Here is a 17,345-nt window from a genome sequence, read left to right on the forward strand (position 1 = left end):
TAATACCTTTAAGCGAAATATGCATTTCTTATTCTAGATTTGATTTCTTTTAACGTTTCAAGTTCATCATTTTCAAATTCGATATCCAGTTTAAAAACGCGTTCTAGTAAATTATGTCGTAAAAATAAGTCGTCATTACAAGTTGAATTTGCAATCTCTAAATGTTCTAAGATAGCATTTTCAGCGGGTTGGTCTTTACTTAAAAACATGGCGTTGTATTTGGTGTAATCTTCTATATGTCCTACACCTTTAGAAGCCTCTTTTAGCACTTTTAACAAGACATGATATTCGTCTTTTTCGAATTGAAAAAAGGAATAATCTGGATAATTTTGCAGGAGCTTTTCAAAGGCCACATAACTTTCGTGGTATCGTTGTTCTTGATGTAGCAAATTTGCATAATCGTAACCTAATTTCCAATCTTGCGCTTGAGGCACTTGATTTTGAATGGTTTCACAGAGTGTAATGGCAGGTTCATTATCACCAAAACCTTCGTTTGCACACGATAATGCTAATTTTAAATAATAGGCTTTGTTAGTGGCTAGGGTAGATGCCATTTGTAAATTAGTAGATGCGGCAGTGTTATCGCCTAACATCCAATGCATAAACCCATTGTTTCTGTATTCTAAAAATGTTGTGGGCTGGTCTATTAAATCTTCCGCGCTAACGGCAGGTAAATCTTCTGGTTTTGGTAAGTAATCGTAAAAACAAATCCACTGAAATACAGTATATAATTCGGGTGCCAATTGTTCTTGCTCGTAATTATAAATCGCATATTTATGCGCTTCTTTGTAATCGCCCATTTCTATAAGAGCTTCTACACACATATTCATGGTGCTACAATAGTCGGAATCTCCAATCTCATAAAAATTAATTTCGGAGTACATATCTTCAAAAAATGCTGTAAAATTCTGATTATGTTTGTGAATTATCATACGCAAATTATACAACCAAGGAGCATAAGAATGTTGTGGTAACGGAAAATCGTTAAGGGCTTCATTAATCACCTCATGAGCTTCATCGAATCGTCCTAATTTCACTAAGGCACGGGCTTGAAAAAATAAGGTTTTAAGCGTTGGCGTTTTTCGTCTATGAAATTGTACCACTATATCTAATATACCTTGCCAGCTTTCTATACGGCTATTCACTTCTAATAAGTAAAACAAATATTCACTCATTCGGAGCCCGTTTCTATAGGCTTCGTGATAGGCTTGTCCGGTTTCCTGATAATTTAAATTAAAGAAAAAAGACTTTGCTTTTAAGACCAGTAGTACTGGGTTATTAGGATTTAAAGCCAGGCCACGTTCAACACAAATTTCTAAGGTTTTTTTGTTTTTTGAATAATAGTATGACGAATTTCCTATCAATACATATTGATGCTGTGCCAATTGCCAACCCGAATTTGCCAAGGCTTGCATGTAGGCTTGATAGTCTTCGAAAGTACTATATTCTTCTTCAGGAAATTTAGGTTGCTCTGGTGCGCTTAAAATTTGCGATACCATATCGTACTTCATAAAAGTTTTTGCATAATCTGCTAATAAAATACGCGTGGTAAGATTTAATTCTAGAAGTCGCCATTCGGACACCCATTGCTTTTGATTTTCGGAAGCTTTACGTTCCCATAAGTCCACTTGAATACGTGCTAAATTCTGACTGGCTTGGTCTAAACGTTCGTCTAATTGTAACCCTTTTAAAACGGTTTTATTATGTGTAGCTGATGCTAAATCTAACAGCTCGTAACAATCGGCTTCTTCTGTAGATGTGCATAAATATTCTAATTGAGCCGATTCTATATCCCAAAGTAACAGACGTGCTTCTGTTAACCCAGGGTAACATTCTAAAACGTATTTCAAAATAAGAATGGCTTCCGAAAAACGGTTTTCAAATTGTAATTTTAAAGCATAATGCAGGTGCAACTTGTCGTTATACGGATATAACATAACTGCTTTTTGATATACCGATTCGTCACATTGTTTATAGTAGCTACACACATATTCGTAATCTGAAGCTTCAACGTGATTCATGTTTCCTAAACCTACTAAATAAGATTGTAGGACCTCTATATTTATCTCTTCATAAGCACCAAGATACAGCATGTAAATGCGATAATATCTGGCAAGGTCTGCATACCTATCTTCTATAGCTTTAATATTATCTTGTATAGCACGTATATGAGGTTGCAAATGCATATAAAGATTGGCTTTATACAGTTCTTCTGCACGCTCAATATGTGCTATAACCTCTTGTCTTGATAACCTCATTTTTTCCATGTTTTAAACCAATCGGCGTGTTCTATATGTAAACGTTGATAGCATTCCCATAACGTTTCTGTTCCAGGAAATTTACTCATATCTTGTTCTGTTGTTCCTAATACGTATTCGTCTCCCAAACACACATTTCGGTGAAAATCACCCCAACTGGAGAAGGTCGACTTAACGGTGTCATGCGCTTCTTCTAAACGTAAAATCATTTCGTCTGTGTCTATAAAACCTAAAACGTGACCCAAACGCATTTGAAAAATATAATATGCCATTTCGTAACCAATAAGTTTCTCTTTCCTTAGGCTGAAACGATATTTCCACACCATTTTATAGATGCCTTTTGTACTCGGGTTTTCTTCGGCATTGTATTTGGCATCAAAGTCGGTTGTAGTACTCATGCGAAATTCTATTGCTAGTTTTTCGAACTTATGTGAGACCATTTGTCCGCTTTCATAACGTTGTAAACTATTGCGTAAATGCAAACCAGATTTTATACCGTACAGGTTTAAAAGCCGTTTGGCTTGTTTCACTTGCATGTCGTTTTCTAAGTCAAAACCAGACCAACTTGTTAAGTCGGCATGTTTATGATTTTTCTTTAAAATCAAGGCGGATAAGTTTAATTGGTCTTGGATTTCGGGTGTAATATCTTGTGTCATGTTTTAAGCTTTTAACTGGTAAACAACGTCTAATAAAGCGGTTTTTAGGTGGTCTGAATAGGCACCGGAATTCGCCATCGCTTGTAATCCCATGGCGTAGGAAGGTGCCATTTTAGTGTCCTTTACTAGATGTACAAATATACTTCTGCAAAGATTTCCGTAGGTTTCAGATGCTGTTCTGGGTGCTAAATCGGTGTCGAGTAAGGTCATATACAGCACTTGGGTAAATTTGGCTTCTATTCCTGATTTATCATCTGTTAACCAAGTTTTAAATTCTTCTATTTTCTCATCTAGAGGCTGTAAAAGTGCCGTATCGCAATTACCGGATGTTCTATAATTTTCTAGATTATGAAGTACTGCATCGATATATTTTTGGTTGATTTCAACAACCTCCATCTCTATGTTAATGGATGGCATAGGTTCTAGAGTTGTATTAAGTTCTGAAATTGGTTCTTGTTTAAAGTGCATGCCATAAAACCCTTCAATAGCAACTAATAATTCAGTTAGATTGCTAAAACCTGCTTCGTTACCTTTACTGTATTCATACAGATATTTTGCAGTATTTGCATTGAGTTTGTCTTTGTCTAACGCACCTAGAAAATCGGTTAAATAGATTTCAATTTGTGTCGCAATAGTCCCTAACATAGAATTATCGAGTGCTTTCAGTGTACATTTTCTATGAAAGGTGATAATACGATGTATGGCCCGGTCTAAAAAGAAACTGACATCGTCTTCCATAGCATTAAAATAGGTTGCAGTGCGCACGCCTTGCGTATTTAGAACATCGGAAATCCAAACAGCTTCTTGTCCGGAACTGTAATAAAAATCACCCAGATAATTAAACCAAGCTTGAATAATACTGAGGTTAAGCGGACGGTTTTCATTAATATAATGTCCGCGTGCAAAGTCGTTACAAAGGTCTTCAACGCAAGCATCAATATTTTTTAGTGCCGAAATCTCGTTAACACGTGTAAAATTCCCTGGCTCTAAACATAAGGTCGCGAGTGTCTTTACTATAAATGGTAAATGTTGTGTTCTAATAGCATTATTAGTGTCTCTTGCAGAATAGGCTAAAGCTAATAAATATACTTGTAAAATTTCTTGCTGTTCTGTAGTGTATAACTCTGCTAACCCCTCGCGCGCATCAAAAAACGTGCGGACTAAAAACTGATTTAACGGATTTTTAAGACCTGCTTTTTTGAAGTCTTCAAGCCAACCTTTGAAGTTGTCTTGCGTTTGAAACACGTTCTGAATTAAAAACGCTCCAGTCGCTTGAAAATCTTTATGTTGAAAACGCATCGTAGGAAGTACGTCTTTACAATCTTCAATTAATAATTTTGAAAATACGGTGTTATACGTTTCCGTTTGATTCGCAATTCCTGTTTTGGGATGACAGGTATTGAACCAAAACGGAATGCATTGCAATGGGAGAGCTTCGGCAGAATTTTCGCTTAAAATATGTATCCCATAATCTTTAAAAGCTTCTGTATAAAAATGACTTCCGCTATCGGCAGTTAACCAATGTATAAATCTCATATAACAACCATCTAATTGTAGTATCGGAATATTTTTATCACGATTATTGAATAATAACACATCGCCAGCATCCCAAACTTTAGATTCTAAACCAACGATTACGGGGTAATTATTTTCAGAGGTTTTTATATTGAGTAACTCAAGACTTTTCACTTCACCAAAAATCAGACGTTCTTTTAAAGCCTTATGAAGTTCAAAGGTTTGCTCTAAATGGTCTTTGTAAAATAGTGCTAATTCTTGGCTAAACCATGGCAACATCAAATCGTAAGCACCTGGCATATAAACCCGTCCTACTGGTAATATGTAGTGAAATTTACTGATGAATTTTAACCAATCATTTTCAAAGAAATGTTCTATAAAATGGTTGTCTATCTTAAATGAAAACGTACTGATAGTTTTATCGGAATGCACTACCGAATAGGTTTCATTTAAAATTGCATGTTGAAGACACTGCTGAATTAAAAAATCGGAATTCAACACATCTCGAATATCAAAAATGTGATGCACCAAAAAACGAGCAACAGGCAAGGACGCTTCAGATTCACTTAGAACGATATGTTTTAGTACCTGAAATACTTGGGTTTTCAAATTCTCAGAAACAGTTTCGGAATTTAAATAACTCAGACTAAACTGTAAAAATTCTACGAGTTTATTTGTGCTTTTTTCATCAGGATAAAATCCTTTTTCTAACAGTGGTAACCAAGAAGCAATAAAGTCTAAACCTTGCTCTTCATTAGCGTACAATTTCGGATAAAAATAAATATGTTGCGCTACATTTTCAGTAAAAATAGCCGTTACATGTTCTAAATCAGTATTGTTTTTTAGAGTGTGATAAGCGTCATAATCTGTGGCATTTAAAGCTTCTAAAGCTTGAATTAGGGCTTTTACTTCAGCCGGTTCAAAAGATGCTGTGCTTAATTGAGGTAATATGTGTTCTTTATAAATCGCAGACATATGCTGGGGATTATTCAAAATTTAAATACTGTTTTTAATATCCTTATTTGGCGATATAAAACCATTCGTTGTCTTCAATTTCGCTATCTGGTCTTCTTAAACTTTCAAAAAAGGAAACGAGGTCGTCGGCTTCGATAAATCCAATTTCTTGGTCGGCACCAAAACGAATAATTTGTCCGGCTGTTCCTTTGGTATTGGGTGCAAAATCGAAGGCTAGGAAATTCCCGTTTTCTAAATCGAAAAACGGAATCCAATAGGGTGTGGTGTACATTAATAGCGCTTTCCCTTCGTTGGTAGAGTATGTATCCAACAACTCTTCCTGTGTCCAATCGTCATAAATATCTTTCCATTGTTTCCATTCGTTATACATGTCTTCTGCACCCATAATGGCACAACGGTCAATGCCGTTATGCAAGCTTAAATAGTCTTTTATGAGTTGCGGAAACGGATAGCCGGCTTCTTTTTCAAATGTTTTATAAATGGCCTCGTTATTTGTAGGCGGATGAAGGGTTAATCCTTTTTCAGAAATTAAACCGACGAAAGATTCTACCAAGGCTTTCATATCTATACCAGCTTCCAGCTGAATAAACGGCGCTAAAAAATCTGCCTTTTCTTTTGCCAATTTTTCGGCTATAAACTGATTGGGAATAAAATGATTAATAAAAGCACCTGTATGCTCTTGGAAGGTGATGTGCTTTAAATTGCTAATAGGTTGTGAGCTAAAACTATTTTGTCCAAAAGAATACACAGAAGATGTTAGCGTTTTTTCATTTGAGTCTTCATCTAATATAGTGTCACACCATTCTTCAAAAAGCGGTGTTTGTTCTATTTCAAAGGCGTAAACCATTTTACCTTCAAGATAAGCAATGCCATAAAATTTGTGAATACTGATGTAATCTGGCGTAATAAATAAGAGTTTAAAGACGGGTTTTCCTGAATGTTTTTCAATAGCTTCTAAAAGGGCATCTCTAAATGTAAAACTGTTACTATAATAATAAGGGTCTTCTAGGACAGGAAAGGTATCTATTTGAAGGATTTCAAAATTAAAATCACTCCATTGTAAACCTTTAAAATTATCTGAATATGCGGTGTAATTGGTCATTTTACGTGTGTAAATTTAGAAGGCTAAGGTACTTTGGAACATTGTAATTTTTATCACTGAAACTAGTGATTTTATAAAACAAGCGACTTGTTTAATCACTAATTTTACTTTTCAAGGTGCGTTCTAATAAGGGAAAATGCTTAGGTTCAATCTGACTAACAAGGCATCTGATTTTCTTTTCTTTTTCATTCGGATTCTGATAGGTGATTACGATCACTTTTTTTACAATCGCATAAGATTTTAGCGCGCTATAAGGCACAGTTGTTTTGCCTATAACTCCTGGTTGAAACACGAAATGGGTCTCAAAAAACTTAAAAACTTTAAGCTTTTTGTTAAAGACATATATACCAAAAAATACGATGGCACAGCCTAAAGGAATCACTGATTCTATAGATATATCTTGTAGGGAAATTAGGCAAAGCCCTATCATAAATAGTGCAAAAACTAAAGGTTTATATTTTGATTTGGAACTTAATTCAATTCCAGAGTCGTTGTCTATTTTTATCATAATACATTTTAGTGTTTTTTGTATGTAATCATTTAACGTTGTGTTGAATTCTTTAAACTCTTAGTCTGAAAGCTTCTGAATACATTCTCGTTTTGGTCCGTAACTTCCGTAAACAGTATGGAATGTTGTATCTAATTTTTGAAGCAAGTTATTAAAAGAAAAATGAGGTAATTGGTCTAAACAGGTTAGCATGAAGTGCTTGTTAATATTTAAATCTTGATGATGAATGGCATCGCAACTCAAGGCATAATTCAGGAGTTCAGGGACTAAAGCTTGCGTTCTAAATTCGCCTTGAAATTCGTTAGTCACATTCGCTTCATTTTCATTATTCTGAAGCGTTACAGCTTCGGTTTCAGCCATAGGACCATTACCGTGACGTGTTTGATAACAGCGTGACACATAGTAGATGTCAATTTCTGAAATGGTTTTTATATGATTTTTAATAAGCTGAATTGCATTTTTAGACGTGGTATAACTCCAGGTGGTATGCGGATGAAAGCCATGTTGGGTATCGAGTAAAATGCCCTGACTGCCTTCAAAAATAAAATGCTCGAACGTCGTAGATAGCTCTGAAAGTGTTGCTACACTATAAAACTTCTGAATGGCTAAGCAACTGTCTATAAAATAGTCGTCTTTATAATCTTTTAGTTCGTTTTTATAATATTCTTGAACAGACTTCGATTGACTTTTTAACTTAGTATCGTAATAGGTTTTGATACTCTGTAAACGCTGTTTTAAAATCCATTTAAATTGTAAATCGTTCGCATAAAGATATACCTCTTCTTTATTTCTCGCGATAGTAGTTCCAAAACCCAAACCACAAGAGCCATTATTTTGTTGTTTTTCCAGCGCTCTGTTATAGGCAATATCATAAAAAGTAGTAATCATCGCCAGCGGATGCACATACAATTTAGGCTGATAGGTTTTTAAAAATTCACCTTCGTCTAAAACGGCAGGCGGAAATAGGGTAGTGTGCTCCGAGTAATAGGTGGGTACGCCCAACAAGGTTCCCGAACCAAAATTACTAAACGTATGCGTTAGCTTTTCCGTACTCACGGTATGTCCAATTTGGTGTCCGCCAGAAAATCGTACCACCAGACTTTTTTCTGGATGTTGCGATGCCAGAAATTCGGTAGTTAACCCTTTTCCAGCATCACCAAATCCTAAATCTATAACGAGACTACATCTTGTCATTTATAACATGTTTTCTACATCAACATCTGTACTGTTCGATGTTGTTTGTGTTACCGTACTCGGTTTATGATTTTGAATCACAACCTCTGCAATACGTTTTGCTACCGTTTTATAATCTGGAATTTCTATATAATTATCGCCTAAAAGCGCTTTCCAATCTCCTTTTCGACGTATTTGTTTCGACCATTCGTTATGCTCTAAATGCATATGAAACACATTATAGGTTTCTTGTGCTTCTTTAATAATGGCTTCGGTAGTAATTGTTTCTGCCTCATTAGTACAGGTGTATCTTTTTATGATTTCTGCAGGAATAGTAGGAAATACAGGTTCGTCTCCAATAGTAAATAAAAAGCCTTTTTGTTGTCTTTTTTCCCAACAATCAATCGACGTATGACGTGCCGCAAATAAATGAGCCAAATTATAACCTTCTTGATTGTTTCCGCCACCGCCACCTTCTAAGTATACGCGCGTCAACCAACGGTCTAATAATTCTGCCGAAGATTCAAATTGCCCAACTTGTAACGGTGCACTGTCGTAAATAAAATCGCCAATACCTAAAAACAGCACTTGCGGATCTTCAATTCCAGCTTCCATTAAAGAGCCAATTAAATCTGGTAACGCTTCTTTTACAATATGTTCGGGTACAAAACCCATACTTCCGGTAACATCTAATGCCACTATGATAGATACTGTTTCAGGATGTTCTTCAGAATCTCGAGACTCTCTAACAAGCGCTTTTGTAGGATCCATTTCAGGATCTATCTGTCTGGATGTAAATATTTCTTCTCTAGACTTATTACTATAGTCTTTAGATTTTCTTAATCGTGCGTATGCATCGTTACTAAATCTTCCTCCTCCCATAATTATAGTTCGTTTATTGTACCACCAAATAAGTGAGCGTAACGCTTTTTAGCTAATTCTAATTTTATTTCTAAGTTTCTAATTTTTACAGACATCTCTAAGTCTTTGGCAACATAATCTTTAGCATCAAAATCAGATGCCAGTACCAAACTATTTGCGTCTGTCGGACTCATATCTAGCATGTTCTCTTGTTCACGTTTTAGGCGCTTTAAAGACAAGGCTAAATCTTCGGTTTCGCGTTTGTACATGAGTTGTGCATCTTCTGCAATAGCACTTGCACGATCGTCTCTTATTTTTTCGTTGTTACGTTTTAAAGATTCTAAAAACGCAGCACTTTTAACTTGCTCTTCCATAAAAAAGGTTTTCAACAAAGTTCGGTTTAGTCTGTGTGGTTTTTATCCCTGAAAACTGTGATTTTAAGATTTGTGTTTGTTTAATTACATATAAATATCACGGAATACAGGCATATTCTTTTTAGGTGGTGTCCGTATCTTTGGACGAACAAAAACGTACTTATGATTGCATTACATTTATCTTCAAAAGGATTTCAAATAAATACTGTTGCCATAGAATTTCCCGTGTCTATAGACGTGTTAAAAGAGTGTTTAGGAGATGATTTAAATATTTTTAAAAGAAAAAGTAACACTATTTTTACATGGAGCGCATTAGGTATTATGGCGTATTCTAAAGATGGTAATGTCGCAGAATCGATTACAATTGCCATCAAATTGGACAGCTATGAATTTAGTCCGAAACAGCCTTTTTCAGGCATCTTTCATTTTAATAATCAAGATATTTTAAGTTACTACGCATCTCATAAAAATCAGCATGTAAAATTATTCAAAGGCGATGATAGTGGTGCTTTGGTAGCCAGTGGTATTAGTGCTTGGTTTAGTAAAGAAGACGATAGTATTGATGCCATTCAAGTACATACTTACATCCCGTATGAACGAGGTGCAGGACTGCCAAAAGATAAATATACCATGAAGCCACTGGACGAAGACGTTTTGGTTTTTGAAGATTTTGGGTTTAAACTTTCTGTGATTGAAGAATTGATGTACACCAAAGGTTTAATGAAGCCCGTTTTTGATTTGTATGAATTTGCAGACTGGTATAAAGGTCGTGAAATTGATATTGATGAAGAAGGCTACGAACCTATAGCCGAAGTCACCCAATATTTTAAAGACCTACCCATACCAAAACGTCTGGCTTCTGAAATCACCGATTTTTATCAAGACGGTGGCAACGATATTTATATGAATTTATGTCCGTTTTCGGGAGGTGCTGTAGACTATTGGGATATTGAAACATGTGTAGATGCCAAACAATTTCCCAATTTAAAGAAAGTGACACTGTGTTATGCTACCGAGTCCGCTTATAAAGAATTTATAGCTTTGGGTATAGATGCGGAATGGCTGTAATGCATTAAAAATATCATGCCGAAATATACAAAAGCATGCTCATAATGGCGTGCTTTTGTGGTAGTAATTATTACTCAAAAACTCAAAACCTAGAATTTAGTATTTATAAGTATCATTAATTTCAGTGATAGAACTCAGGGGCTTAAATTCTAATTTTGTTTTGTATAATTAAAACAATGAGATAATGGGATTAGGAATTACAAGTGGCATATTAGCAGACTTTATAGAGAATGAACCAGAAGGTTATGAGGCGTATAAAGCTATTTTTGACAATATAAATGTGATATTAGAAAAAAATAATTTAGAACCACACCAAGAACCAGATGTTTTAGATCAGGCACCTTTATTCTCTGGAGGTTTTCCATATGATTTTTTACATCACTTAAGACGATTTGCTGCCCACGCTTGGGAGAATGAATATGAGGAAAATTGGGTGCCCACACCTTTCTCGCCAGAAGAAGAACCACAAGGCGACGAGATTTTAGAAGAGCATTATTCATATATGTCTAGTCATCTTTTAACGCATTCCGATACCGAAGGATTTTATATTCCTGTGCAGTTACCAGAAGTTCTTTTCGATACCGATGAAGCACCTGTTCCTGGAGCAATGATTGGATCGTCTTACGATTTGCTAAAAGAATTAAAAACGCTTACAAAACCTTTGGGCATTATATTAAACGAGCAGGATAGTATTTCAAACTTACCGGAACTCAATAAAAGGATACACGATAAAGGTGATTTTTGGGTAGAGACTTTAGTTTGTGCAACACTTTTAGATGCTGCCAAATTTAGTATCACTAATAAAACTGCTATCGTTTTCAATTAAAGAAAAGTATAAATGCCATTGTATTAGCGACTATTGCTTTACCGTAGTATTTAGTAAAAAAAGCACGCTCCTAAAAGCGTGCTTTTTCTGTTTGTTTAGTAGGCTTAAAACGGTATTACCTGAATACAGTATGTTTCAATCTCACTACTTTCAGGGATAAAATTCAGAGGCATTACTTCTAGTTTTGACATGTAAAATAAACACATTCAAAATGAAAAATACTCTACTTTATTTCGTACTTATATTAATCTTATTTACGTCTTGTAGCCAAAAAAGTTATACGGCATTGTATCGGGAAGATACACGATTAGCACAAAATGAAATCAAGTATAATTTACCTAAAAACCTCTTAAAATTAGAGATTGTTTATACGTTAAACGAACCAAGAGTTTTTAAAAATGGGAAGGATCAAGCCTTAACTTCAAGTACCACTAAAATCACGATTGAAGACCCCTTAAAAATTTCAAAATTATTGGTTGCAGATCAGTCTAAAACTTTCGTACTTAAAGGCGCCCAAGTTGCTGAAGATTATTTTTTAAATCCAGATGAATACGCAGATACAGCGAATACAGAAACGGTTTCCGATGTTTGTGTACAGAATATAAGCAGAACAGAAGCTGTTTTAAAATCATCGTTTACAGATTCTTCTAAAGAGGCCCAAGCTTACAGCTCAGTCATAGAAATTTTAGATAATTTATCTAGAATAAAGACTAAAGTCGATGCCGATTATACTTTGGATTTGGTGTTTATGTACAAAAGTAAAATTACCACAGTTAATGAAGATTTTAAACCGTACATCAGAAAATCTAAAATAAAATATACTGTCATTATCGACCCATCTGCTAGCGAATCGCCTACAGGACAATGGGCTGTTTTAAGTAATGGTAACATACAACATACTATTTATCCGAAGCATATTTTTAAGGAGAATACCGAGCTTATTGATACCGTTACCATAGTGACACCAAATATCGAGAACTATAAGTTGTCACATTTAGAAGATAAGGATGCTGTAGAAGGGCTAGTGTATCGCAGTCCGTCGTCTGAAACATTTAGCGTTAAATTGAATAATCAATTACTTGACGGTGATGCTTTACAATTATCGCAATTTGGAACTATGAAAGTCATTACAGTAGACGAACTTATAAGTGATGTAGATTCCGATATCTTATTGTTCAAATCTAAAGACACACATAAAGCAACAGGTCAATCTGAGACTATTGCTAGCCTAAATGATACGGTCGAACTTTTGGATTTCGATTCTAACGAAACCATAGAAGACTCTCAAATAGCCATTAAAAATGAATACGAAGAAAAATTGAAAAAAATAGACTTGCTAATTAATAAACTTAAAGCACGTAAAAAAGAACTTTAAAATTCAATATCACTGAAATCCGTTACTTAAAAAACTAAGCAAAGTTTCATCTTTGTATAGCACAAATAGATTGAGAAAAGCACTTTCTCTAACATTAGAATCCATTTCGGATGCTTATAAAGTAACTCTAGCATGCGATTTGTATAAAATAAACACACACCTTGATTTAGGTGATGTGAGTTTAGACGATATGATTGCTTTTTCAAACACGATTTTAGAAGATTTTGTAAGCTTCGAAACCAAGGCAAAAACAGCAATTGTGAATGATTTTTTAGAGAACTATAATGAGAATTGGGCAGATGAAGAAGAGGGCTATCCAGAATTAACAGAGGAAGCTTTTAAAAATAATTTAGAGGTTACAGCCATTCATTTCTATTCTAAAGATTTAATCGATGTGTTTTATACAGAAAATGGGATGTTTGGAAATCACTATTTGGTAGCGCATTCTCACGACGGGAAACACTTTAACGATACCAGCATGTTTGGTTAAAAACTAATAATTATGACCGTAGAAGACATTAAAAATAAAATTGCAAAACCAGCAACTACGTTTCGTGCGGGAGGTTTTAGACCAACACATACTATTGAAGAAAGTTGGTTAGGGAAGGTATTCGCTTTTCATGAAGATGAAGAACTTCCAATAGATAAAAATGGAGATTTAATGTTACCATTAGCCCAGTTTTACCTTCCTAATTTACCTTACGTACACCCCAATATTAAAAAAACAAAACTGATAACGGTTTTTATATCACAAGCGTTACCGGAACAATTAGAACCTATGGGAGACCGTTGGATGATCCGTGAATATGAAGATTTAGATGGCATTACCATTAAAAATATTGACCATCCAGATTCTTTCTTAAAACCATTTCCATTACAAGTAGATTTTCAAGAACAAGATTTTCCATTATGGGATGGCGGTGGTTTGTCTATAGATATGGAATCTGAAATTTTAAAATTAGAAGACGAAGGGATAATAGACGATTATTTCGATATCTCAGAACATGTTTACGACCATAAAATTGGTGGCTATCCTTCGTTTTGTCAATCTGGAATTGGAGATGCAGAGGGCTTTGGAGAAGGCTTTCAGTTTGTGTTTCAAATTTCTTCAGACGAAAAAATAAATTTAAATGTGGTCGATAGCGGGAGTTTAATGTTCGCCAAAAATAGCGATACCAAACAGTGGAGTCTGTATTACGATTTTTATTAATTGAATATTAGAACATGGCCTGTAGAAATAAAGATAAAAACATCAAAAAACCTTAAAAATATTATGAGTCAAGACACTAAAGACATCATTTACGCCGAACAAAATATAAAAATGAAGGAAGCCTATAAAAAAGCCCAAGAGACCTTTAATTACTTCTGGAGAGAAATCTATTGGGATGCCAAACGCGTTATTCCTGCACACGATTTAGCCTTGGTTAAAATTCCTTTTCAACAAATGGTAGAAGGTCGAGAAGAACCTATTGTAGAGCATATGTGGATTAGCGAAATTGAATTTGATGGCGAATATATTACAGGCGTTCTAAGCAACTCCCCAAATAGATTAACGAATGTTGCGGAAGGCGATACCATTACTAGAACAGTATCAGAAATTTCCGATTGGATGTTATCCATAGACCGTAAAACCTATGGCGGTTATACCATTCAAGCGCTACGTTCTGATATGACCGAAGAGGCAAGAGCTAAACATGACCAGGCCTGGGGATTAGATTTTGGCGATTACAATACTATTCTTGTAGCTCACTTACAAGAAGAGGAACAAGAGAACCTAATCGAGCACCCTATGAGTAAAATCATGGAAACTCCAGCGCGAGATTATTTTAGCGCAAATTTAGATGTTGTAACTGCTAAAGATGAAAATGGCGTTACCAGATTACACACAGAAACTATTGCCGGAAACAAAACTGCAGTAGAGATTTTATTAGAATTGGGCGCAGATAAAACGGCTAAAACCAATACAGGGAAGACTGCTTTAGACTTTGCTATCGCTTTAAATTGGTCGCATTTGGTACCCGTTTTAGAATAATTTAATATCTAACATTTTTTTCAATGAAAATCAAATTCACTTATATTCTAATAGGAATATTATACACGCTTGCGCTCTGTTGGTTTTTCATAAGCTACCATGAAGAAGCAAACGTGAATTTGATTTTTAATAAAGACATTAAAGATGGAGACATTATTTTTCGTAGCACTGCCACCGAAAATTCAGAAGTAAAAGATTTTAACGAGTATGGGATTATTAAAAAATCTTTAGGCGATTTCTATGTCTGGGATAATAAGAGTACGATGAAAAGAAGGCTTTCTAAATGGGTAGAGAAAGGGGCGCACCATAAAGTGTATCGCATTAAGGCTTCAGAAAGTGCTATGACATTCGAATTACTTCATGGTACTTATAATCATTTACTGCATTCTGATGCTCTAGAATTTATAACCGAAAAAAACACTCCGTTTTTAAATCAAAATAGCAATGAGGATGTCCAAAACTCTACTAAAATGCATGATATTTTAAATTATATACCGAAAGGATATCACCTGATTTATTTTGAAAATAGGCCAAACCGTGTACATGTAGATTTAAATAATGATGGCATTTTAGATTACGCCGCATTAATTACAGACGGAAATAGAGACGTCGGATATATAGATGCTAACAAGGTAAAACTGGCCATATTTGAAGGTCAAGAAGACGGTGCTTTTACATTGAAAAATGAAACCGGAAATTTAACTTATGCTTTTATTTATAGAAATTTAGACCAGAACATTAAAGTCTCAGATAGCAATGTAATTAGTATAGCTCATCAATCTATGCGCCACGATTATGAGCTAAAATTCCGTTACCAAAAGGAGCGTAAAGAGTATATGCTTGTTGGTACAGCATACAATAATTACGGAAATGCGGTACATAAAGGTGCTGAGAATACAAGTACAAATTTTATCTCAGGAAAAAGAATATCTACTATCAATGGAACGAAAACAACGATTATTAAAGATAAATTTATATCCATTTCAGAGGTAAACGATAACAATATTTACGATTTAATACATTAGAAGTGCATTTACAACAAATCATCTTAAACATTAATAACTTCCATGTTACTGAGGATATGGAAGATTATGAAGTCAGTGAATTTTTCGATGCGATTGGAGAAAATTTACCTGATACCAGTACTTTACCCGATTTAGAGAAAGAGCATCTCATTCAATCACTTTTCGGCTTTCTAAAACGGCACGATGCGACGTTAGAAGAAGATTTCTCGTTTATCCACGTCATAGAAGCTATAGATAAACCCGATTATAAGGTGTATTACCCAGCACTGATAAAGTTCAATTCTGAATATGGTACACTAAATTCTACATTTTTACTTAACAGATTTATCAATACGCTAGAAGGTGAAGAGCGAGAAAAGAGTCTACAGGTTTTAAAAGTTATAGCAGATAATACATCTTATGCAGAATCTGTAAGAGCACATGCTTTAGATTTTTATAAGCATCAAACGGAATACTAAACAATAAAGCGCTTTATCAATTACAGAGAAAAAATGGGAGCGAAGCTTTTTCTATTCTAATGTTTTCAATATGGCATATAAAATCCGATTTATAATAGCCAATTGGATTAAGACTTTAGTTACTAAAAAAACAAAATTCAACACTTATGATACTCGCTTTTGATACGTATTATTACGACGGAAAAGCCAAAACCATTGCGGTAAGCTTTAACGATTGGGAAGATGAAGCTCCAACGCAAATTTACACCGATAGTATTGAAGGAGCAGAACCATACGAACCAGGGGCTTTTTACAAACGCGAATTGCCGTGTATTTTAAGTTTACTAAAACAAGTGAATTTAGATGAGGTAGAATTAATTATTGTAGATGGTTACGTGATTCTAGAAGAAAAACACTTGGGCTTAGGTGGCTATTTGTACCAAGCTTTAGACCATAAAATTCCGGTTGTTGGTATTGCAAAATCTGAGTTTGTGTCTAAAACAGCGGTATTTAAAGAAGTGTTTCGTGGCGAAAGTAAAAAACCATTGTTTGTCACGGCTATTGGTACGGATAGAGATGAGATTTGTAGCGCCATACAACGTATGCACGGTAAATACCGAATGCCAACATTACTACAGATTGTAGATACTAAAACAAAAGAAAATACTAAGAACTAATACTTTAAAAAGTTACAACTATGACTGAAAATTTAATTATATCCTCGGTAGATGAACTAAAACCACTATTTAGAAAAAACTATAGAGATTTTATTGCAGAAAAACCAAGGACTGTAATTTTTGAGGAAGAAGAATTTACCTTGTATAATTTTGAAAAGATGATGAAACGTACCAATATAGATGGAATGGAAGTGAGCCATATTTACGCATTACATCCGTATGTTAAAACGTTAAGTGAATTTATGAATCCGTCATTTAAAGATTTAGATGGGTATAAGTGGAGTTTAGAAAAATTAGCTTTAGGTAAAGCTATTGGTGCTAATTCTGAAGGTGATTTATTATTTTTTGGTTGCTATGATAATACTAAAGTGCATGTATTTCGTCACGATGATGGCAGTATAAAGAGAACTAAATTAACTTTGTTTGAAATTATAAAACAGTTTTCTGAGTAAATTTTAGGTACGCATCGTAAATAATAAAAAA

18 protein-coding genes are annotated in these 17,345 nt (G+C 34.7%); 10 read left to right on the forward strand and 8 right to left on the reverse strand.

Features of this window, described 5'->3' with window-relative positions; all coding sequences use genetic code 11:
- Positions 1-8: 8 nt before the first annotated feature.
- The 8 genes from AC0UBM_RS02030 to AC0UBM_RS02065 all read right to left on the reverse strand — a co-directional run bounded on the left by AC0UBM_RS02030 (position 9) and on the right by AC0UBM_RS02065 (position 9,422).
- Positions 9-2,258: a tetratricopeptide repeat protein gene (locus tag AC0UBM_RS02030; RefSeq protein WP_475687451.1), complete on the reverse strand. Its 2,250-nt coding sequence runs from the start codon at positions 2,256-2,258 to the stop codon at positions 9-11.
- Positions 2,255-2,914: a DUF1266 domain-containing protein gene (locus tag AC0UBM_RS02035; RefSeq protein ID WP_475687452.1), complete on the reverse strand. Its 660-nt coding sequence runs from the start codon at positions 2,912-2,914 to the stop codon at positions 2,255-2,257. Before AC0UBM_RS02035 ends, AC0UBM_RS02030 begins: the two co-directional genes overlap by 4 nt.
- A 3-nt stretch (positions 2,915-2,917) precedes the next feature.
- Positions 2,918-5,404, reverse strand: coding sequence for a hypothetical protein (locus AC0UBM_RS02040; protein ID WP_475687453.1), 2,487 nt, complete (start codon positions 5,402-5,404; stop codon positions 2,918-2,920).
- Between the two features lie 43 nt (positions 5,405-5,447).
- Positions 5,448-6,506 (reverse strand): SMI1/KNR4 family protein, encoded by a 1,059-nt coding sequence (locus tag AC0UBM_RS02045; protein ID WP_475687454.1) that lies wholly within the window; start codon positions 6,504-6,506, stop codon positions 5,448-5,450.
- 91 nt (positions 6,507-6,597) lie between these two features.
- Positions 6,598-7,014, reverse strand: a complete 417-nt coding sequence (locus tag AC0UBM_RS02050) for a hypothetical protein (protein ID WP_475687455.1) — start codon at positions 7,012-7,014, stop codon at positions 6,598-6,600.
- A gap of 60 nt (positions 7,015-7,074) precedes the next feature.
- Positions 7,075-8,208 carry an adenylosuccinate synthetase gene (locus tag AC0UBM_RS02055; RefSeq protein ID WP_475687456.1) on the reverse strand — a complete coding sequence of 378 codons (1,134 nt, stop codon included), beginning with the start codon at positions 8,206-8,208 and terminating at the stop codon, positions 7,075-7,077.
- On the reverse strand, positions 8,209-9,069 hold the full coding sequence (locus AC0UBM_RS02060) for a hypothetical protein (protein ID WP_475687457.1): 861 nt from the start codon (positions 9,067-9,069) through the stop codon (positions 8,209-8,211).
- Between the two features lie 2 nt (positions 9,070-9,071).
- Entirely contained in the window at positions 9,072-9,422 is a 351-nt protein-coding gene (locus tag AC0UBM_RS02065) for a hypothetical protein (RefSeq protein ID WP_038529913.1), read from the reverse strand.
- 162 nt (positions 9,423-9,584) lie between these two features.
- Between AC0UBM_RS02065 and AC0UBM_RS02070 the strand changes: the two genes are divergently transcribed.
- From AC0UBM_RS02070 to AC0UBM_RS02115, 10 genes are all read left to right on the forward strand, one after another.
- Complete coding sequence (locus AC0UBM_RS02070; RefSeq protein WP_475687458.1) at positions 9,585-10,490, forward strand: DUF6892 domain-containing protein; 906 nt, start codon at positions 9,585-9,587, stop codon at positions 10,488-10,490.
- 184 nt (positions 10,491-10,674) lie between these two features.
- On the forward strand, positions 10,675-11,316 hold the full coding sequence (locus AC0UBM_RS02075; RefSeq protein WP_475687459.1) for a hypothetical protein: 642 nt from the start codon (positions 10,675-10,677) through the stop codon (positions 11,314-11,316).
- 211 nt (positions 11,317-11,527) lie between these two features.
- Entirely contained in the window at positions 11,528-12,691 is a 1,164-nt protein-coding gene (locus tag AC0UBM_RS02080) for a hypothetical protein (RefSeq protein WP_475687460.1), read from the forward strand.
- A gap of 70 nt (positions 12,692-12,761) precedes the next feature.
- On the forward strand, positions 12,762-13,181 hold the full coding sequence (locus tag AC0UBM_RS02085) for a DUF2262 domain-containing protein (protein ID WP_475687461.1): 420 nt from the start codon (positions 12,762-12,764) through the stop codon (positions 13,179-13,181).
- A gap of 12 nt (positions 13,182-13,193) precedes the next feature.
- A complete protein-coding gene (locus AC0UBM_RS02090) occupies positions 13,194-13,901 on the forward strand; it encodes a DUF1963 domain-containing protein (RefSeq protein WP_475687462.1) in 708 nt (235 codons plus the stop codon).
- 63 nt (positions 13,902-13,964) lie between these two features.
- Positions 13,965-14,723, forward strand: a complete 759-nt coding sequence (locus tag AC0UBM_RS02095; RefSeq protein ID WP_475687463.1) for a DUF2314 domain-containing protein — start codon at positions 13,965-13,967, stop codon at positions 14,721-14,723.
- A 23-nt stretch (positions 14,724-14,746) separates the two neighbouring features.
- On the forward strand, positions 14,747-15,748 hold the full coding sequence (locus tag AC0UBM_RS02100; protein WP_475687464.1) for a C40 family peptidase: 1,002 nt from the start codon (positions 14,747-14,749) through the stop codon (positions 15,746-15,748).
- A gap of 2 nt (positions 15,749-15,750) precedes the next feature.
- Positions 15,751-16,206: a hypothetical protein gene (locus tag AC0UBM_RS02105; RefSeq protein WP_475687465.1), complete on the forward strand. Its 456-nt coding sequence runs from the start codon at positions 15,751-15,753 to the stop codon at positions 16,204-16,206.
- A 146-nt stretch (positions 16,207-16,352) separates the two neighbouring features.
- Positions 16,353-16,862: an endonuclease V gene (locus AC0UBM_RS02110; RefSeq protein ID WP_475687466.1), complete on the forward strand. Its 510-nt coding sequence runs from the start codon at positions 16,353-16,355 to the stop codon at positions 16,860-16,862.
- 20 nt (positions 16,863-16,882) lie between these two features.
- Entirely contained in the window at positions 16,883-17,314 is a 432-nt protein-coding gene (locus AC0UBM_RS02115) for a hypothetical protein (protein ID WP_475687467.1), read from the forward strand.
- Positions 17,315-17,345 lie beyond the last annotated feature (31 nt).

The sequence above is a fragment of the Formosa sp. F44 genome, assembly GCF_056238645.1.